The organism is Marinomonas gallaica (assembly GCF_049821165.1).
GTDB lineage: Bacteria > Pseudomonadota > Gammaproteobacteria > Pseudomonadales > Marinomonadaceae > Marinomonas > Marinomonas gallaica.
Genome location: NZ_CP187511.1, coordinates 2,067,840 through 2,085,574 on the forward strand (window position 1 = coordinate 2,067,840; position 17,735 = coordinate 2,085,574).

The 17,735-nt window shown below is 46.5% G+C and carries 15 protein-coding genes and 1 other RNA gene; all 16 read left to right on the forward strand.

Going from position 1 to position 17,735, the window contains the following annotated elements:
* The first annotated feature begins 46 nt into the window (after positions 1 to 46).
* The 16 genes from ACPUEK_RS09690 to ACPUEK_RS09765 all read left to right on the forward strand — a co-directional run bounded on the left by ACPUEK_RS09690 (position 47) and on the right by ACPUEK_RS09765 (position 17,735).
* Positions 47 to 1,564: a fumarate hydratase gene (locus ACPUEK_RS09690; protein WP_425640590.1), complete on the forward strand. Its 1,518-nt coding sequence runs from the start codon at positions 47 to 49 to the stop codon at positions 1,562 to 1,564.
* A gap of 179 nt (positions 1,565 to 1,743) precedes the next feature.
* The gene (locus tag ACPUEK_RS09695) at positions 1,744 to 2,439 is read left to right on the forward strand and encodes a response regulator transcription factor (protein WP_067036939.1); all 696 of its coding nucleotides are present in this window, start codon (positions 1,744 to 1,746) and stop codon (positions 2,437 to 2,439) included.
* A gap of 26 nt (positions 2,440 to 2,465) precedes the next feature.
* Positions 2,466 to 3,797, forward strand: a complete 1,332-nt coding sequence (locus ACPUEK_RS09700; protein WP_067036941.1) for a HAMP domain-containing sensor histidine kinase — start codon at positions 2,466 to 2,468, stop codon at positions 3,795 to 3,797.
* Between the two features lie 56 nt (positions 3,798 to 3,853).
* An RNA gene (gene rnpB, locus ACPUEK_RS09705) (RNase P RNA component class A) lies at positions 3,854 to 4,207 on the forward strand.
* Positions 4,208 to 4,367: 160 nt separating this feature from the next.
* On the forward strand, positions 4,368 to 4,823 hold the full coding sequence (mraZ, locus tag ACPUEK_RS09710) for a division/cell wall cluster transcriptional repressor MraZ (RefSeq protein ID WP_067037020.1): 456 nt from the start codon (positions 4,368 to 4,370) through the stop codon (positions 4,821 to 4,823).
* Positions 4,820 to 5,758, forward strand: a complete 939-nt coding sequence (gene rsmH, locus ACPUEK_RS09715) for a 16S rRNA (cytosine(1402)-N(4))-methyltransferase RsmH (RefSeq protein WP_067214436.1) — start codon at positions 4,820 to 4,822, stop codon at positions 5,756 to 5,758. The genes mraZ and rsmH overlap by 4 nt, the downstream gene beginning before the upstream one ends.
* Positions 5,751 to 6,029, forward strand: a complete 279-nt coding sequence (gene ftsL, locus ACPUEK_RS09720; protein WP_231872511.1) for a cell division protein FtsL — start codon at positions 5,751 to 5,753, stop codon at positions 6,027 to 6,029. Before rsmH ends, ftsL begins: the two co-directional genes overlap by 8 nt.
* A complete protein-coding gene (locus ACPUEK_RS09725; RefSeq protein ID WP_067214434.1) occupies positions 6,026 to 7,813 on the forward strand; it encodes a peptidoglycan D,D-transpeptidase FtsI family protein in 1,788 nt (595 codons plus the stop codon). Before ftsL ends, ACPUEK_RS09725 begins: the two co-directional genes overlap by 4 nt.
* Position 7,814: 1 nt before the next feature.
* A complete protein-coding gene (locus tag ACPUEK_RS09730) occupies positions 7,815 to 9,284 on the forward strand; it encodes a UDP-N-acetylmuramoyl-L-alanyl-D-glutamate--2,6-diaminopimelate ligase (RefSeq protein WP_425640591.1) in 1,470 nt (489 codons plus the stop codon).
* Positions 9,268 to 10,629 carry a UDP-N-acetylmuramoyl-tripeptide--D-alanyl-D-alanine ligase gene (locus tag ACPUEK_RS09735; RefSeq protein ID WP_425640592.1) on the forward strand — a complete coding sequence of 454 codons (1,362 nt, stop codon included), beginning with the start codon at positions 9,268 to 9,270 and terminating at the stop codon, positions 10,627 to 10,629. The genes ACPUEK_RS09730 and ACPUEK_RS09735 overlap by 17 nt, the downstream gene beginning before the upstream one ends.
* A gap of 14 nt (positions 10,630 to 10,643) precedes the next feature.
* Positions 10,644 to 11,726 carry a phospho-N-acetylmuramoyl-pentapeptide-transferase gene (mraY, locus tag ACPUEK_RS09740; protein ID WP_067036949.1) on the forward strand — a complete coding sequence of 361 codons (1,083 nt, stop codon included), beginning with the start codon at positions 10,644 to 10,646 and terminating at the stop codon, positions 11,724 to 11,726.
* Between the two features lie 4 nt (positions 11,727 to 11,730).
* The gene (gene murD / locus ACPUEK_RS09745; RefSeq protein ID WP_425640593.1) at positions 11,731 to 13,080 is read left to right on the forward strand and encodes a UDP-N-acetylmuramoyl-L-alanine--D-glutamate ligase; all 1,350 of its coding nucleotides are present in this window, start codon (positions 11,731 to 11,733) and stop codon (positions 13,078 to 13,080) included.
* Positions 13,077 to 14,288 (forward strand): putative lipid II flippase FtsW, encoded by a 1,212-nt coding sequence (gene ftsW, locus ACPUEK_RS09750; protein WP_425640594.1) that lies wholly within the window; start codon positions 13,077 to 13,079, stop codon positions 14,286 to 14,288. The genes murD and ftsW overlap by 4 nt, the downstream gene beginning before the upstream one ends.
* A gap of 1 nt (position 14,289) precedes the next feature.
* A complete protein-coding gene (gene murG / locus ACPUEK_RS09755) occupies positions 14,290 to 15,363 on the forward strand; it encodes an undecaprenyldiphospho-muramoylpentapeptide beta-N-acetylglucosaminyltransferase (protein ID WP_425640595.1) in 1,074 nt (357 codons plus the stop codon).
* Entirely contained in the window at positions 15,360 to 16,781 is a 1,422-nt protein-coding gene (gene murC, locus ACPUEK_RS09760; RefSeq protein ID WP_067214426.1) for a UDP-N-acetylmuramate--L-alanine ligase, read from the forward strand. Before murG ends, murC begins: the two co-directional genes overlap by 4 nt.
* The gene (locus tag ACPUEK_RS09765; RefSeq protein ID WP_067214424.1) at positions 16,782 to 17,735 is read left to right on the forward strand and encodes a D-alanine--D-alanine ligase; all 954 of its coding nucleotides are present in this window, start codon (positions 16,782 to 16,784) and stop codon (positions 17,733 to 17,735) included.

A 17,735-nucleotide genomic window follows, 5' to 3' on the forward strand; every position in this document is an offset into this window, starting at 1 on the left:
CATTCTGCTTCCCCATAAAAGTATAAGTACTCAGCAGGAGAGGCGCATGAGCATTATTAAACAGGACGATCTGATCGACAGTGTCGCAGATTCACTTCAGTTTATTTCTTATTACCATCCCTTAGATTTTGTAAACGCTGTTCATGAAGCTTATGAGCGTGAAGAAAGCCAAGCGGCAAAAGATTCCATGGCTCAGATTCTTATCAACTCACGTATGTGTGCAGAAGGTAAGCGTCCAATTTGTCAAGATACGGGCATTGTTACTGTATTCGTTAAGGTAGGTATGAATGTTCAGTGGGAAAGCTCTATGAGCGTCACTGACATGATTAATGAAGGTGTGCGTCGTGCTTACCTTCATCCAGACAACGTTTTACGTGCTTCGATTCTTGATGATCCTGCTGGTGCTCGTAAAAATACCAAAGACAACACGCCGGCTGTGATTCATATGGAAATTGTTCCAGGTGATACGGTTGAAGTGCATGTGGCAGCAAAAGGCGGCGGTTCTGAGAACAAATCTAAACTCGCAATGCTTAACCCATCGGACTCGATTGTTGAGTGGGTTAAGAAAACGGTTCCAACTATGGGCGCTGGCTGGTGTCCGCCAGGTATGTTGGGTATTGGTATTGGTGGCACGGCAGAGAAAGCCATGGTTATGGCAAAAGAATCTCTAATGGAGCCTATTGATATTCATGAACTGAAAGCGCGTGGGCCACAAAGTCGTGTTGAAGAGCTTCGTCTTGAAATCTTTGAGGCCGTGAATAACCTTGGTATTGGTGCGCAAGGTCTAGGTGGTTTGACAACCGTTCTTGATGTGAAAATTATGGATTATCCAACCCATGCTGCGTCATTGCCTGTTGCCATGATTCCAAACTGTGCCGCCACGCGTCATGCGCATTTTGTTCTGGATGGCTCTGGTCCTGCGGACCTTGTGCCGCCTTCTTTAGATGATTGGCCTGATATCACTTGGGAAGTGGGCGACAGTGTTCGTCGCGTAAACCTTGATGAAGTGACACCTGAAATGGTGAAAGACTGGAAGCCGGGTGAAACTGTGCTTCTAAATGGCAAAATGCTGACGGGTCGTGATGCGGCGCATAAAAAGATGGTTGAAATGATGGCCAACGGCGAAGAGTTGCCTGTGGACCTTAAAGGCCGCTTTATCTATTACGTTGGTCCAGTGGATCCGATTCGTGATGAGGCGGTTGGTCCTGCCGGCCCAACAACGTCTACACGTATGGATAAATTTACCCATACAATGCTTGAGAAGACGGGGCTTTTAGGCATGATTGGTAAGGCCGAGCGTGGCCCAGCCGCGATTGAAGCTATTAAAGAGTTCGGTGCCGTTTACCTGATGGCTGTTGGTGGCGCGGCGTACTTAGTATCAAAAGCGATCAAGAAAGCAGAAGTGGTTGCATTTCCGGAAATGGGCATGGAGGCCATTTACGAGTTTGATGTGGTGGATATGCCGGTAACCGTAGCGGTTGATTCGGCAGGTACGTCTGTTCATTTAACGGGTCCTGCTGAATGGAAGGCTAAAATTGAAGCGCAAGTGCTTGAAGTGAAATAGTGCTTATTTAGCGTTTGTTACGATAACACCTCGCTGACGAATGTCAGTGGGGTGTTTTTTTAGACCAATACGTCAGCTCAATTGCAAACATTGTCAATTCTTTGAAAAGAGGGGTTTAATTGTTCATCTACTACCATATTATCTAATAGTCAAATAACTTTACATTTTAAGGGCCGATTATGGTTAAGATGCTTTTAGCAGACGACGATGCTCGTCTATCGGATTTGGTTAAAGAGTACTTCGATGGTGAAGGGTATGAGGTTACTCATGCATGGAATGGGCAGGAAGCATTGGATTATATGGAACAAGATCGCCCTGATATCGTTATTTTAGATGTAATGATGCCAGTTCTTGATGGTTTTGAAACGCTTAAGCAGATCCGAAATAAGTGTGCGATCCCAGTCATTATGTTGACAGCGAAAGGGGACGATATCGACCGTATTCTAGGGTTGGAGATGGGGGCTGATGATTATTTGTCTAAGCCTTTCAATCCTCGTGAGCTGTTGGCTCGAATTAAGGCTATTTTGCGCCGCTCTTCTCAGGAAAGAGAAGACGACCCGATGTCTGATTTATCTTTGTCTGACGTGTTATTAAGACGCCGTGACCGTACGGTTTATCTAAATGACGAAGCGATCGAGTTGACTACTTCTGAGTATTCGCTACTAGAATGTATGATGATGGTGCCTGGGCAAGTGTTAACCAAGCAGGATCTATCTGAAAAAGCGCTGGGTCGTAAGTTGACCATGTATGATCGCAGCCTAGATATGCACATAAGTAACTTGCGCAAAAAAGTTGGTAGCTTCGAAAATGGCGAGCCACGAATTAAAACGGTTCGTGGTGTTGGATACATCTTTGTGGATGGAGAAGAAGGCTAGCCGACTGATGCTGGTTGCCTGATTGTATGAAAAATACATTTTTACGAGTCTTTTTAGTTGTACTGTTTTCTAACATGATTGTCGTTGCAATTGGTTTGGGGGTGGTCGATTTTGTTGAAGACCGTGACCAAGTGTCGGCTGATGTGTTAGGTGATATTGGTGTAAGCTTGGTATCCACTTATGAGAAGAGTGGTACGAGCGCACTTCAAGAGCAGGCACGGCAATATGAGCAGCAATTACAGGGCAGTATTTTTATTTATCAAGAAAATGGGCGCCCTTTATTGCGTCCGTTGCCACGTAATTTTCGCGAACAATCTTCCATTGACAGTGATACGGAGTCGAAGGAGGATCAAAAAGCGTCTGCTGATGCGCGCCGTAGTCAGTTTATTCAGGTAATTGGCGCCAGTAATGTTCAATACCTTCTGGTATTTCGACCACAGGATAATAATGATGCCATTAGTCCGTGGGCTATTGCGCTATTGTCCTTGCTCGGGCTGTTCGTCTCCAGTGGAATCTTAGCATATTGGTTGATGGGGCCTTTGTTAAAGCTTCAAAGAATCACGCGTTCATTTGGCCAAGGTGATATGACGGCGCGTGTCGACGATCGTTTGGTTAAGCGTAACGATGCTATTGGTAATCTGGCGCGTGAGTTTAATGAAATGGCAGGGCGCATCGAGACACTGTTAAGCTCTAAAGAGCGTTTGTTACGTGATGTGTCTCATGAGCTACGTACGCCTTTAGCTCGAATTGAAGTGGCATTAACCATTGCGGAAGACAAACATGGTATGCCTACGCAGCAAAGTTATCTCGACCGTATTCGTAATGAGTTGCATGAGTTAGATGAGCTTATTGGTCAGGTGTTGACACTTTCGCGCCTTGAGGCCGCTTCCATGCAAAAAGGTGAGATTGACGTGCAGGTATGGTTAGGTGATATTGTTGCCGACGTACAGTTTGAGTCTCAGTTGCGGGGTATAACCATCGAAAAGACGGGTGACTTACCTAAAACTTTGCATGGTGACTCTGTGCAATTACGCCACGCAGTTGAAAATGTACTGCGAAACGCGTGCTTTTATTCTGGAGAAGGTTGTAAGGTCGAAGTTTGTTCTAAGGAAGTGGATAAGCGAGCGGTCATTTCTATTAAAGATAATGGGCCGGGTGTAGCAGATGAAATGCTGGAAAAGATTTTTCATGCGTTTTTTCGTTCATCGTCGGCGCGTGAGTCAAACAGCGGCGGTTTCGGTGTTGGGCTAACCATCGCGAAACGAATTGTTCAGGCGCATAATGGCGAAATTCAAGCTTTTAATCGCCCTGAGGGTGGTTTAGAGGTCAGTTTCTGCTTGCCGTTAACGGGCAAATAAACGATTTATACGATTTTTCTTGCATCTGTCGCTTTACCCTGTAGTATTTCGCACCGCAAGTTGGCCAGACAGTCGCCGCTTTAGCCTTGTGCTAGAGGGGAGGAAAGTCCGGGCTTCGCAGGGTAAAGTGCCAGGTAACGCCTGGGGGGCATGAGCCTACGGAAAGTGCAGCAGAAAATAAACCGCCTAAGCAGCTTGCTGCCGGTAAGGTTGAAATGGTGCGGTAAGAGCGCACCGCGCGACTGGTAACAGTTCGTGGCAAGGTAAACCCCACTTGAAGCAAGACCAAATAGGAACTCATTGGTGTGACCCGCACTGAGTTCGGGTAGGTTGCTAAAGACGTGCAGTGATGTACGTATTAGATGAATGACTGTCCACGACAGAACCCGGCTTATCGGCCAACTTGCACATTTTCCTTCCAGATTGATCTCAATCCTCAGTTTTTCGCCAATAAAACGTACTGAATGACCAAATAGTTCGCCTTGTGCGAATTTTTTTTGGTTTTTTTTTATCTATTTGAAAAATTAGTGTTAAATTGTGGGGGAGAGTGTCGATAAGTGGGATATGGGCATGTTTAGAGGAATTCATCAGGTAAGTGTGGACGCTAAGGGGCGGATGTCTCTGCCGGCGCGCTTACGCGACGAATTCCTCCAATACGATGAAGCTGGACTGATTGTTACCATTGATCCGATGTCAAGATGCTTGCTGCTGTATCCATTGCAAGAGTGGGAGCAAATCCAAGAGAAATTAGATCGCCTACCAACATTTAATCCGCAAGCAAGAAGATTGCAGCGTTTGTTGGTGGGTCACGCAACCGATTTGGAGCTTGATAGTGCGGGGCGGGTGTTATTGCCTAGTCCACTGCGAGAGTTTGCCAAAATTGAACGCAAATCCACCCTGTTAGGTCAGGGTAAGAAACTAGAAATTTGGGGCTTGGAAGAGTGGGAAACTCAGCGAGAAGAGTACCTGTCCGAAGCCACGTTAGAAAACTTAGAACTCGATACTTTGATGGATATCTCACTATGACAGAAACAACGCCAGAACATATCAGTGTCATGCTGAATGAATCGGTAGACATGCTTGTAACCGATACAGCAGGAACCTATGTCGATGGAACGTTTGGCCGTGGTGGACATACGCGTTTGGTGTTATCGCGCCTGACGACAGGAACAATGCTTGGTTTTGATAAAGATCCCGTTGCAATAGGACACGGTAAAGCACTTGAAGCCGAGGATGAGCGTTTTACGATTGTGCAAGACAGTTTTGCCAACATGGCTGAGCATATTCAGGAAGTGTTTGGTACTGATAAAGTCGACGGCATTATGATGGATTTAGGTGTTTCGTCTCCTCAATTAGACGACGCTAGCCGCGGTTTTAGTTTTATGAACGATGGCCCGTTGGACATGCGTATGAATCCAGATGTGGGCATGAGTGCAGCGCATTGGATTGCGGTCGCGAAAGAGAAAGAGATTGCCGACGTGATGTATCAATATGGTGAAGAGCGTTTCTCTCGTCGTATTGCTCGCGCGATAGTCGAAAAGCGTTCACAAACACCGATTACCACCACCACGCAATTGGCTAAAATTGTTGCTGAAGCACATCCCGCTTGGGAGAAAGGTAAAAACCCAGCGACTCGCGCATTTCAAGGGATCCGAATTTTCATTAATAACGAGCTAGGTGATCTAGAAGAGGGCCTGGAAGCGGCTGCTAAAGCACTAAAAGTAGGTGGTCGTTTGGTCGTCATCAGTTTTCATTCTCTAGAAGATCGTATCGTTAAGCAATTTATGAAAAAGATGTGTAAAGGGCCGGATTTACCGCGCCATTTGCCGATTCAAAACGCGCATTTAAATATTCACTTTAAGACCATTGGCAAGGCGACCAAACCTTCTAAAGGGGAAGTGGATGATAACGTTCGTTCACGCAGTGCCGTGTTGCGTGTCATGGAGCGCGTCAGTGAATGAGCCAATGGCAAAGCATCTATCGTTTATAGGAGCACTTGTGCTGCTAGGTGTTATGGCGATTGTATTGGTCATTCAAGTGTATGACTTTCGCAGGGATTTTTCGTATCTGCAGAAGTTAAAAAAAGATGAAGTGAATTATGAGGTGGTTTGGGGGCAGCTATTGTTGGAACAAAGCGCCCTGACCCAGCCAAGTCGATTGGAACAAGCGGCTATAAAGGATTTAAAGATGCGTGCTCCTACCCCTGAAGAATTGGTCATAGTGAAGCCATGAACACAAACGAACACAATTTTTCACCCAGCAAATGGCGTCTATATCTTGTCTACGCCATCGCCTTCGCTTTGTTTTCCGTTGCCGCAGGGCGTTTGTTCTATTTAACGGTGCTTGATAAAGAGTTTTTGCAAAACCAAGGCGAAATGCGAGCTGTTCGTACTGAATCCATTCCTGCTACTCGTGGCATGATCTTAGATCGTAATGGTGAACCGCTAGCGGTTAGTACCCCGACTTGGACGGTGATTGCTAACCCTAAAATGTTATGGGGTTTAGATAAAGACCCAGAGAACTTATCAAAGCCTGTTGGCGAGCGCTTGTACCCAGAGAAAGAAATCAAACGCTTAGCGGATGCAATGGGCGTCGGATCGGCATTGTTGAAAGAGCGCTTTGAGATAAACCGTAACAAAGGGTTTATGTATTTAAAGCGTCAGGTACCGCCGCCAGAAGCAGAAGTTATCTTAGAGGCCGACATCGTTGGCGTGAGCAAAATCAAAGAGTACAAGCGCTTTTATCCTGCGGGTGAGGTGACCGCTCAGGTGGTTGGTTTTACCAATATTGATGACAAAGGGCAGGAAGGCATTGAGCTCGCCTACGAGCAGGCTCTGCAAGGACAGCCAGGTAAGATCTCTTACATGAAAGATCTTAAGGGCAACATTATTCGCACGCTGGGACAAGAAGTGCCAGAGCAAGCGGGTGAAAATATAGAGCTAAGTATTGATATGCGTCTTCAATACATGGCCTACCGTGAGCTGAAAGCTGTGGTGACTGAGCAGCGTGCAAGCTCTGCGTCAGCCGTGATTCTTGACGTGCGCACAGGTGAAATATTGGCGATGGTTAACCAGCCATCATTCAATCCCAATGACCGATCTAATTTAGAGCCTGACGAGTTGCGTAACCGAGCTGTCATTGATTTATTTGAGCCAGGCTCAACCATGAAACCTTTTTCTGTGACGGCCGCATTGCGCTCGGGTCAATATACGACTGAATCTATCATTGATACAAACCCCGGTTATTTGCGTTTTGGTCGTTACACCATTCGCGATTTTAGAAATTACGGTGACATTGATTTAGAAACATTGTTGGTGAAATCGAGTAACGTCGGGACCTCTCGTATCGCACTGTCGTTACCACAAGACACGATTTGGAATATGTTTTACGAGTTGGGTGTTGGCTCACCTGTAGGTCTTGGTTTTCCGGGCGAAGCCACCGGCAAGCTGCCGATGCATCCTAAGTGGCATCCATCTGAAATCGCAACCTTGTCTTACGGATACGGTTTGTCGTTGTCGACTTTGCAGCTTGCGCAAGCCTATATGACGTTGGCAAATCACGGTTACAAAGTGCCTGTTACTCTGTTCAAACAAGATATTCCGCCACAAGGTGACCAAGTAATTCCTGCCAATATTGCGCAAGACGTTGTGCATATGTTGCAAGCCGTTGTTACGAAAGGCTCGGGGAAAAAGGCTCAGATTCCCGGCTACAATGTAGCAGGTAAAACAGGTACGGTTCACAAAGTAGGATCGGGTGGTTATGAATACGATCAGTATATTTCGTTGTTTGCGGGTATTGCGCCAGCAACGAATCCGCGACTGGCGATGGTGGTTATGGTAAATGACCCCAAAGGTCGTAAATACTATGGTGGCGAAGTTTCAGCGCCAGTGTTTTCACGCGTAATGGAAGGTGCGTTGACTACCTTGAATATTCCGCCGGATCGTCCTGAAGGCCTACGGGAAGTTCGCTTGGACAATACGAATAAGGCGTCGCATCGAATCGTACAAGGAAACTAAAATGTTTACCTTTGAGCAACTTCTTGAGTGGCTTGGCCTTGAGAATGGTTGGCAAATTAATCAGTGTGAGTATCGGTCTTTAGAGACCGATTCTCGTTTAGCGACCTCTGAAACAGTATTTGTGGCGCTCCCTGGTGTCTCTAGTCATGGCTGGGATTACTTGGATCAAGTTGCAGATAATGGTTGTCACATAGCGCTTGCGCCTGCTGGTCTGAATCTTCAGCACAGCAGATTGGCCTTGATCGAAGTGGATGACATTGAGTTAGCGCTCGCAACGTTAGCGCGTCATGTCTATGGTCCTGTTCCTGCTCACATTGTTGCGGTCACGGGGACGAATGGCAAGTCCAGCATTTGTTACTATGTGGCTCAATTAGCAGAAGCTGCTGGTGTGCCGAGCGCCATGATAGGTACTTTTGGTATAGGCTCTCTGCACGATCTGCAAGAAGCTAAACAAACCACACCTGATTTGCTTACCTTACACAAACTTTTATCCTCCTTTGCAGCGCAAGGTATTGAATTGGTTGCGTTTGAGGCATCTTCCCATGCATTAGATCAAAACCGCTTGGCTGGTGTGCCAGTGTCAACAGCGATTTTCTCAAACCTTACTCGTGACCACCTTGATTACCATGGCTCTATGACGTCTTATGCTCAGGCTAAGCGACGTCTATTTGAATTCGAAACTATACAGCGCAGTATTGTTTGCACTGACTCGGATTATGCAGATTATATGGCGCACGGGAGTGTCGCACCGGTGTGGCGTTATTCGTCTCAGGCTACTTCGGGTGCAGAGTTTGGAGTGAGTGATAAAACGTTTTGCCAGACGGGTTTGCAGCTATCAATTAAAATACATGCTAATCGTTACGATGCTTTTTTGCCGTTACTTGGTGAGTTCAATGTACAAAATGCCTTGGCGGCACTGGCTGCCGTATTAAGTGAAGTAAAACACGAAGCTAGGTTGGTGAAAGCGCTTAGTGGCTTGAAAGGTGCGCCAGGCCGAATGCAGCCCTGCAAAGCGGAGCACGCACCTTTGGTTTTAGTGGATTACGCGCATACGTCTGATGCTTTGGACGTGGCGTTAAGGGCGATTCATGATCATGCGAGTGGTCGAGTGATTTGTGTCTTTGGCTGTGGTGGAGATCGAGATAAAGGCAAGCGTCCTTTGATGTTGGCCGTGGCGCAGCAGCAGGCGGATCACGTGTGGTTGACGTCGGATAATCCTCGTACTGAGTCACCGCTGGCTATTATAGACGATGTATTGACGGCGTTAGATTCGAACCTAGCACCTGTATCGGTAGAAGTTGATCGGCGCAAAGCGATTGCCCAGGCCATCGCCTCGGCGGCACCGGATGACATTGTGTTGATTGCGGGTAAAGGGCACGAGACCTACCAAGAGATTAATGGTGTACGTCACCACTTTGATGACTGTGAGGAGGCGCGTAACGCGCTCAATACGTATGTTGAAAACGCTTAGATTATCAGAAATTGCAGCAGAAGTAGGCGGCTTACTAATTGGGTCGGATGCACTCATTGCTGGTGTTTCAACAGATTCTCGCGATGACTTAGAGGGCAAACTGTTTGTTGCGTTGGTAGGTGAGCGCTTTGATGGACATGACTTTTCCGAGCAGGTAATTGCCCTGGGGGCGTCTGCGGTATTGGTTAGTTCGTCTGTGAATGTAACGCCACGTATTGAAGTGTCCGATACGGGCGCTGCCTACGCGACAATTGCTCGCATGCAGAGACGTTTCTATAAGCATCCCGTGGTTGCCATTACAGGTAGTAATGGCAAAACCAGTGTTAAAGATTGGCTGGCAAATGCCTTAGCTCAATCGACCAAAGTTTTGAAAACTCAAAGCAACCTTAATAACCAAATTGGTGTGCCAAAAACGCTTCTTCAGCTTCAGTCAGACGATCGGTTTGCGGTTATTGAAGCGGGTACAAGCTTTCCAGGCGAAATTGAGAGACTAGGCACTAGCATTGAAGCAGATGTTGTGGTGTTGACCAATGCCAGCGGTAGTCATTTATTGGGGTTTGGTTCCATTCAAGGGATTGCTGTTGAAAAGGGCAAGCTGATAGAGACGTCTAAACCCAATGCGACGGTAGTGCTTAATGCTGATGACCCTTCTTTTGACTATTGGCAAAGCTTACTTGGGCCGCGTTCATTGCTGTCGTTTTCATTTAATAATGACTGCGCCACCTTGTTCGCTAAGCAGGTAAATGAAAGTGTTGATGGATCCACGACTACGTTAGTTTACAATCAAAACACCTACCAGTTACAGCTTGACCGACCCGGTCGACATCATGTTGCGAATGCGATGGCCGTGGCGCTGGCGATGTTGGCGTTAGGGTTTGAAGTAATGGATGTTTTGTCGAAGCTTAAGCACCCTGAGCAAGTCCCTGGACGGATGGAACTTTTGACGGGAAAAAATGAAGCCGTCATCATTAATGATTGTTACAATGCCAGCCCAAAATCGGTTGAAGCCGCGATGGATGTATTGGCGCTGTATAAAACGCACTCAAAATGGATGGTTTTGGGGGCGCTTGGTGAATTAGGTGACTTAGAGCAATCCATACATGAAGGGCTGGGTGTCTATGCTGCGAAAGCTGGCGTTGATCACTTGGTGACCATTGGTTCAGTGGCAGGTTTTGCTGTCAATGGCTTTGAAAACAAAAAACGATCAGAGCAATTGTCTCATCGTTGTGAAACCAAACACGAAGCGCTTGCTCTCTTGCAGGCACTTAATCACGAACATGTCATTTTGGTGAAAGGCTCTCGTTCGGCCAAAATGGAAGATATTGTTAACGCTCTCAAAAATTAGGAATTGGCCTAACCATGCTACTGCTTTTAACAGCTTACCTTAGCAAGTATTTAACGTTTTTTACTGTCTTTAACTATCTATCGTTACGTGCGATTTTAGGAGTGTTGACGGCTTTATTTATCTCCCTATTAATCGGTGGCAAAGTCATTCGTTTATTGCAACGTTTGCAGATTGGTCAAGCAGTGCGTGACGATGGTCCTCAGTCTCACCTAAGCAAGGCGGGCACGCCGACCATGGGTGGTGTGATGATCATTTTTTCTATTAGTGTCAGCACTTTGTTGTGGGGCGATCTAACGAATCCGTATGTTTGGGTGACACTGTTGACCATGATTGCTTTTGGTGCAGTGGGTTGGGTGGATGATTACCGTAAAGTGGTCGAGAAAAACTCACGTGGATTACCCGCTAAATGGAAATACTTTTGGCAGAGTGTCTTCGGGTTATCAGCGGCTATTTACCTTTACAGTATTGCGCAAACGCCTGCTGAGACATCTTTGTTAATTCCACTTTTAAAAGACGTTGCTATTCCGCTAGGTATATTTTATGTGGTGTTCACTTACTTTGTAATTGTCGGTACCAGTAATGCGGTGAATTTGACCGACGGCTTAGATGGTTTGGCGATTTTACCAACGGTATTAGTCGGTGGTGCATTAGGTTTATTCGCTTACTTAACAGGCAACATAAAATTTGCCGAATACCTATTGATTCCCTACGTCGGTGGAACCGGCGAGTTGATCGTGTTTTGTGCTGCGTTAGTGGGCGCTGGCCTTGGCTTCTTGTGGTTCAATACCTATCCGGCTCAAGTATTCATGGGGGATGTAGGTGCCTTGGCTTTGGGTGCTGCACTAGGGGTGATTGCAGTCATTGTTCGACAAGAGCTGGTTTTGTTTATTATGGGCGGCGTCTTTGTTATGGAGACTGTGTCGGTGATTTTGCAAGTGGCTTCCTACAAGCTTACTAAACGTCGTATTTTTCGAATGGCGCCTATCCACCATCACTTTGAGCTAAAAGGCTGGGCGGAACCAAAGGTTATTGTTCGTTTCTGGATTATCACTGTGTGCTTGGTGTTGATCGGTATTGCCACACTTAAAGTAAGGTAGTCGCATGTCTCTTATTTCTTCGGATCGCGTTCGTGCAGTGGTGGGGCTTGGTGTCAGTGGTGTGTCTACGGCGCAATTTTTGGCAAGTAAGGGGCTGGATTTTTACGTAGTAGATTCTCGTGAAAATCCCCCAGGCCTTGATCAGGTTAAAGCTATTTGCCCTGCAGATCGAATTTTTACAGGCAGTCTAGAGCATTTAAAGACACTCGGAGCGACGGAACTGTTTGTGAGTCCCGGTATTGCGTTGGCAACGCCAGTACTGCAAACGTTAGCTGAGCAAGGTGTTGCCATGCGTGGCGACATTGATTTGTTCCGCGATTACGCCAATGCTCCGTTTATTGCGATCACGGGGTCGAATGCCAAAAGTACCGTAACCACTTTGGTCAATGAGTTGTTATTGGCAATTGGTAAGCGCTCCGTGGCAGGTGGCAACTTAGGGCTGCCTGCGTTGGATCTATTAGCAGAAGATGTGGATTATTATGTACTGGAACTGTCCAGTTTTCAGCTTGAAACAACGCAAGGTTTGCAAGCTGATGTGGCGTGTTTGCTAAATGTGTCAGCAGATCATATGGATCGTTACGATGATCTATACAGCTATCAACGTGCTAAACAGCGTGTATACCGTGGTTGTAAGGCTGCGGTATGCAATAAGCAAGATATCCTAACGGCGCCTTTATTGGCGCAGAATACCCCTGTTCGAGCTTTTTCCAAAGGCAGCCCAGATCTAAAAGAATTCGGCATCTTGAAAGATGAAGATGGGGTGTGGTTATGTCATGGGGTTAAACGTCTTTACAACACCAAAGACATTAAGCTTAAAGGAGAGCATAACTATGCCAATGTCTTGGCCTGCTTGGCGATATTAGATGTGTTGAATCTCCCAATTAACACGCCGGAAGTAGCTGATGTATTGGCGCAATTTGCCGGTCTGCCTCATCGTTGTGAAACGGTTCGAGAAACAGAAGGCGTGGTTTACATCAATGATTCGAAAGGGACAAATGTCGGTGCAACCGTGGCGGCGCTGGAAGGCTTAGGCAATAAACAAGCGAAGCATATTCATCTGATTGCCGGTGGTGTGGGTAAGGGGGCCGATTTTGCTCCGCTTGCACCGGCTTTAGCAAAGTTTGTCAGTCACCTTTATGTTTTTGGTAAAGATGCGGGCCAGATCATCGACATTATTCCATCACAGACTTCATACTCTGAACATACAGATTTAGTCGATGTGATGAATGCAGTGCAAAGTAACGTAGAGCGAGGTGATATTGTGCTTTTCTCTCCTGCATGTGCAAGCTTTGATCAATATAAAAATTTTGAAGCTCGTGGTGAGCACTTTCAAGCATTGGTTACTCAGCTATGAATATTCGCGAGTTTCTAGAACCTGTTTCCTATCAAGAGCTGCGTAAGGTCGATGCTGTCTTTATTGCATCGGTGGCTTGCGTTTTAGTGTTGGGAGTCGTCATGGTTTCTAGTGCGTCAATTTTTTTATCTGAAACAAAGTATGGCCACCCGTTTTATTTTATGGTCCGGCAGCTTATTTATTTGATGATTGGCTTGGGTTTTGGCTACTTCATGATGTCGGTACCGACAGAGGTGCTGCATAAATATGGTGTGCCGTTAATGCTGTTCTCGTTGTTATTGCTTATCTTGGTGTTGGTGCCGGGGATTGGAAAAACGGTAAACGGTAGTCGGCGTTGGATTAATTTAGTGGTTTTCAACTTGCAGGCATCGGAAGTCGCTAAGGTCTGTATGGTGGTGTATGTCTCGGGGTATTTGGTGCGTCGAGCTGATCGTGTTAGGCAGCAGTTGATGGGATCAGGGATGCCGATGGTGGTGTCCTTTTTGTTTCTAATTTGTTTGCTGTTAGAGCCCGATTTTGGTGCCTCGGTTGTATTAATTGGTACGGTTATAGCGCTGCTTTTTATTGCTGGTGCACCTATTTATCAGTTCATTGGTTTGGTGGTCGCGGTCGTTGCGGCATTAGGTGTGGTTGCTGTATCGGAAAGTTATCGTATTAAGCGCCTGATGAACTTTATTGACCCGTGGGCAGATCCTTATAATGACGGTTACCAATTGTCCCAAGCTTTGATTGCTTATGGGCGTGGTGAGTGGTTTGGACTAGGGCTTGGTAATAGTGTGCAAAAATTAGCCTACTTGCCAGAGGCACACACAGATTTTGTGTTTTCGATTTGGGTCGAAGAAACGGGCATGTTTGGTGGTATGTTGTTGTTAGGTGCCTTTGGTTTTATGTTATCTCGGGCATTTAATATAGGGCAGAAAGCCATGCGTTTAGGGCGCTTGTTCCAAGGTTACATGTGCTTTGGTTTTTCAATTTTGATTTTGGCACAGGTCATTATCAATGTTGGGGTAAATACAGGTTTTCTTCCGACGAAAGGCCTAACACTGCCCTTAATTAGCTACGGTGGCAGTAGCTTGATTATTACGCTGGCCAGTTTGTTTGTTATTGCGCGAGTAGATATAGAAAATCGGCGTATTGAGCCTGAGTTAGACAAAGATGAAAAACGCTCGGATAAAGAGCGAATGATTAGGGAAACAGGGGACGCTTAGTTTGTCTAAACCTAAGAAAGTAATGTTGATGGCGGGTGGTACAGGCGGTCATATTTATCCAGCGTTAGCGTGTGCAGAAAAGTTTGCCTCGTTAGGCATGGATGTCTGCTGGATGGGCTCTGCTGGTGGTATGGAAGAAACATTGGTGCCGAAGCACGATGTTCCATTGCACACCGTATCCATTAAAGGCGTTCGTGGAAAAGGTGTGCTGGGCTTGTTAGCTGCACCTTGGCGTATTGCCCATTCGATTGGCCAAGCGATCGCTATTCTGCGACGGGAAAAACCCGATTTAGTATTAGGCATGGGGGGATTTGTTGCAGGTCCTGGTGGTGTCGCAGCGAAGATTCTGGGCATCCCTTTGGCAATTCATGAGCAAAATGCGGTAGCAGGTACAACCAATACTTTGTTGTCCAAAATTGCCAAGCTTAAATTGCAAGCGTTTGCTGGTGCCTTGTCAAACGGGTTAACCGTGGGCAACCCAGTGCGTGGCGCTATTTTAGCTCAACAAACACGCCCTGTCCGGGATGAGCCTTCACGACCTCTACGTTTGTTGGTAGTGGGTGGCAGTTTAGGTGCGAAGGCGATTAACGATGTGATACCACTATTATTAGCTGAATGGTCTCATGAAACACGCTTAGATGTGTGGCATCAAACTGGCCCACGAAACCATGAGGCTGTTTCGGCAGACTATCGTCGCTTGAATGTAGAGGCACGTGTGGATGCTTACATTGATGATATGGCGCAGGCGTATTATTGGGCGGACGTGGTCGTGTGTCGAGCAGGCGCGATGACCGTTAGTGAGCTAGCGATTGCTGGGTTGCCTTCAATTTTAGTGCCGTATCCCCATGCTATAGATGACCATCAAACGGCGAATGCTCGCTCATTGGAAGATGTTGGTGCTGCGTATTTGATGCCACAACCAGCATTATCTGTAGCAAGCCTTGAAAAGTATTTAGCTGATATGGCTAACGATTCGAACAAATTAAGAACAATGGCTGAGCAAGCAAAGCTTGCTGCCCATCCGGATGCCACACAAACAGTGGTGTCCCAGTGCATAAGGTTAATAAAGAAATGATGGAAGCTAAGTTTCGCTACGACATCCCGACAATGCGTCGTATTCAAAATATCCACTTTATTGGTGTGGGTGGTGTGGGCATGTCGGGCATCGCCGAAGTACTTTCGAACCAAGGGTATAATGTCAGCGGTTCAGATATGAAAGCTTCCGCCACCACTGAGCGATTATCGGCGTTGGGTGTTGATATTTATATTGGGCATCAAGAAGATAATGTTAAAAATGCCCATGTTATTGTTGTATCGAGTGCGATCGATAGCGGTAACCCTGAAATTAAATGGGGCAAAGAGAACCGTATTCCGATTGTGCCGCGTGCTGAAATGTTGGCAGAATTAATGCGTTACCGTCACGGTATTGCGGTGGCAGGTACGCATGGTAAAACGACCACCACCAGTTTGATGGCCTCTATCCTAGCGGCAACGGATGAATCACCAACGTTCGTGATTGGTGGTCGCTTGACCAGTGCGGGGGCCAATGCCCAGCTAGGTAGCAGCAAATACCTTGTGGCAGAAGCCGATGAGAGTGATGCATCGTTCCTTCACTTACAGCCTCAAACAGTGATCGTGACGAATATTGATGAAGACCACATGGACACCTATAACGGTGATTTTGAGCAGGTCAAGCATACTTTTATTGAGTTTGTTCATAACTTGCCATTTTATGGTCTGGCGGTTTTATGTGTAGACGATGACAATGTCCGTGAAATTATGCCTTTTCTAAGCCGTCCTGTTTTAACCTACGGTATTGATCAGGTAGCGGATTTTTATGCGACCGAGATTTCTCAAAAAGGGCGTTTTTGTGAATTCTTAGCACACCGTCCAGAAGGTGAACCTTTGCGTATTCGTTTGCCGATGCCGGGTCGACACAATATTTTGAATGCGTTAGCTACCATCGCGGTAGCAACAGATTTAGGTGTTGATGCCGCAGCGATTCAAGCAGGGCTAATGGGCTTTGAAGGCGTTGGACGACGCTTTCAAGAGCAAGGCGACTTAACGCTGGCGGAAGGAGGTCGCGTTATGTTTGTTGATGACTACGGTCATCACCCTAGTGAAGTGAAAGCGACGATTAAATCTATTCGGGATGGGTGGCCTGAGAAACGCTTGGTAATGGTTTACCAGCCGCATCGTTATACGCGTACTCGTGATCTTTATGAAGACTTTGTAAAGGTACTGTCAAAAGTTGATGTGTTGCTACTATTGGACGTCTACTCCGCCGGCGAGACCCCGATTAACGGGGCTGACAGTAAATCTATGTGTGGCAGCATTCGTCAACGCGGTAACGTAGATCCTATTCATGTCAGCAGTGAGGACGATTTGCGTTCAATCTTGGCAAATGTTTTACGCCCAGACGACTTGCTGATCACGCAAGGAGCTGGTGATATAGGTGCGATTTCTAAAAAGTTGGCTGCTCAGGGGGTTTAAGTGAGTTTACTGAAGGAAAAAACGGTAGCAGTCATCTATGGTGGTCGTTCTGCTGAGCGAGAAGTGTCACTTGAAAGTGGTGCAGGTGTGGCTCAAGCATTGATCAATAAAGGTTACCAAGTAGTCAAAATTGATTTGTACGGTGAAGATGAAAAATTTGATCCAGTCAAACAGCTGATGGACACTGAATTTGATATCGCCTTCATTGCTTTGCATGGTGGAGAGGGGGAAGATGGTCGAGTTCAGGCATTGTTAGATATGTTGGAAAAACCTTATACCGGTAGTTTGCCGTTGGCCTCTGGTTTTGCTATGGACAAAGCTCTGACAAAGCGCTATTGGCAAGGGCTTGGGATTCCAACGCCTAATTATTTGTGCTTCAGTGCCGAGCCTGATGTTGATCAGATTAATGAAGAAATGTCATACCCTCTGATTATTAAGCCATCGCGAGAGGGCTCCACCATTGGAATCAGTAAAGTCAACGATCAGTCTGAGTTGAAAGCCGCTTTGGAAGACGCTAAACGATATGATTCTGATGTGTTGGTTGAAGAATTTGTTTCTGGTGCCGAGTTTACTGTGACTATCATTGATGATGTCGCTTATGCGCCAATTGGTTTAAAGCCTGCTCAAGGGCATGCGCTTTATGACTATGAAGCAAAGTATTTGGCAGATGATACGCAGTATCTTTTGCCGTGTGGTTTGTCGGACGATCTCGAACTTGAGATACAAGCGTTGGCGCTTGATGCTTATCAATCGCTTAATTGTCGTGGCTGGGGGCGTGTCGATATCATGCAAACGGCTGAAGGTGATTTTACTGTGCTTGAGGTGAATACTTCACCGGGGATGACGTCACACAGTTTGGTGCCTATGGCGGCTGCCTATGCGGACATTAGTTACGATGAATTGGTTGAAATGATCATTGAGTCAGCTTGGCAAGACTGTGTAGGGGTGAGCTAA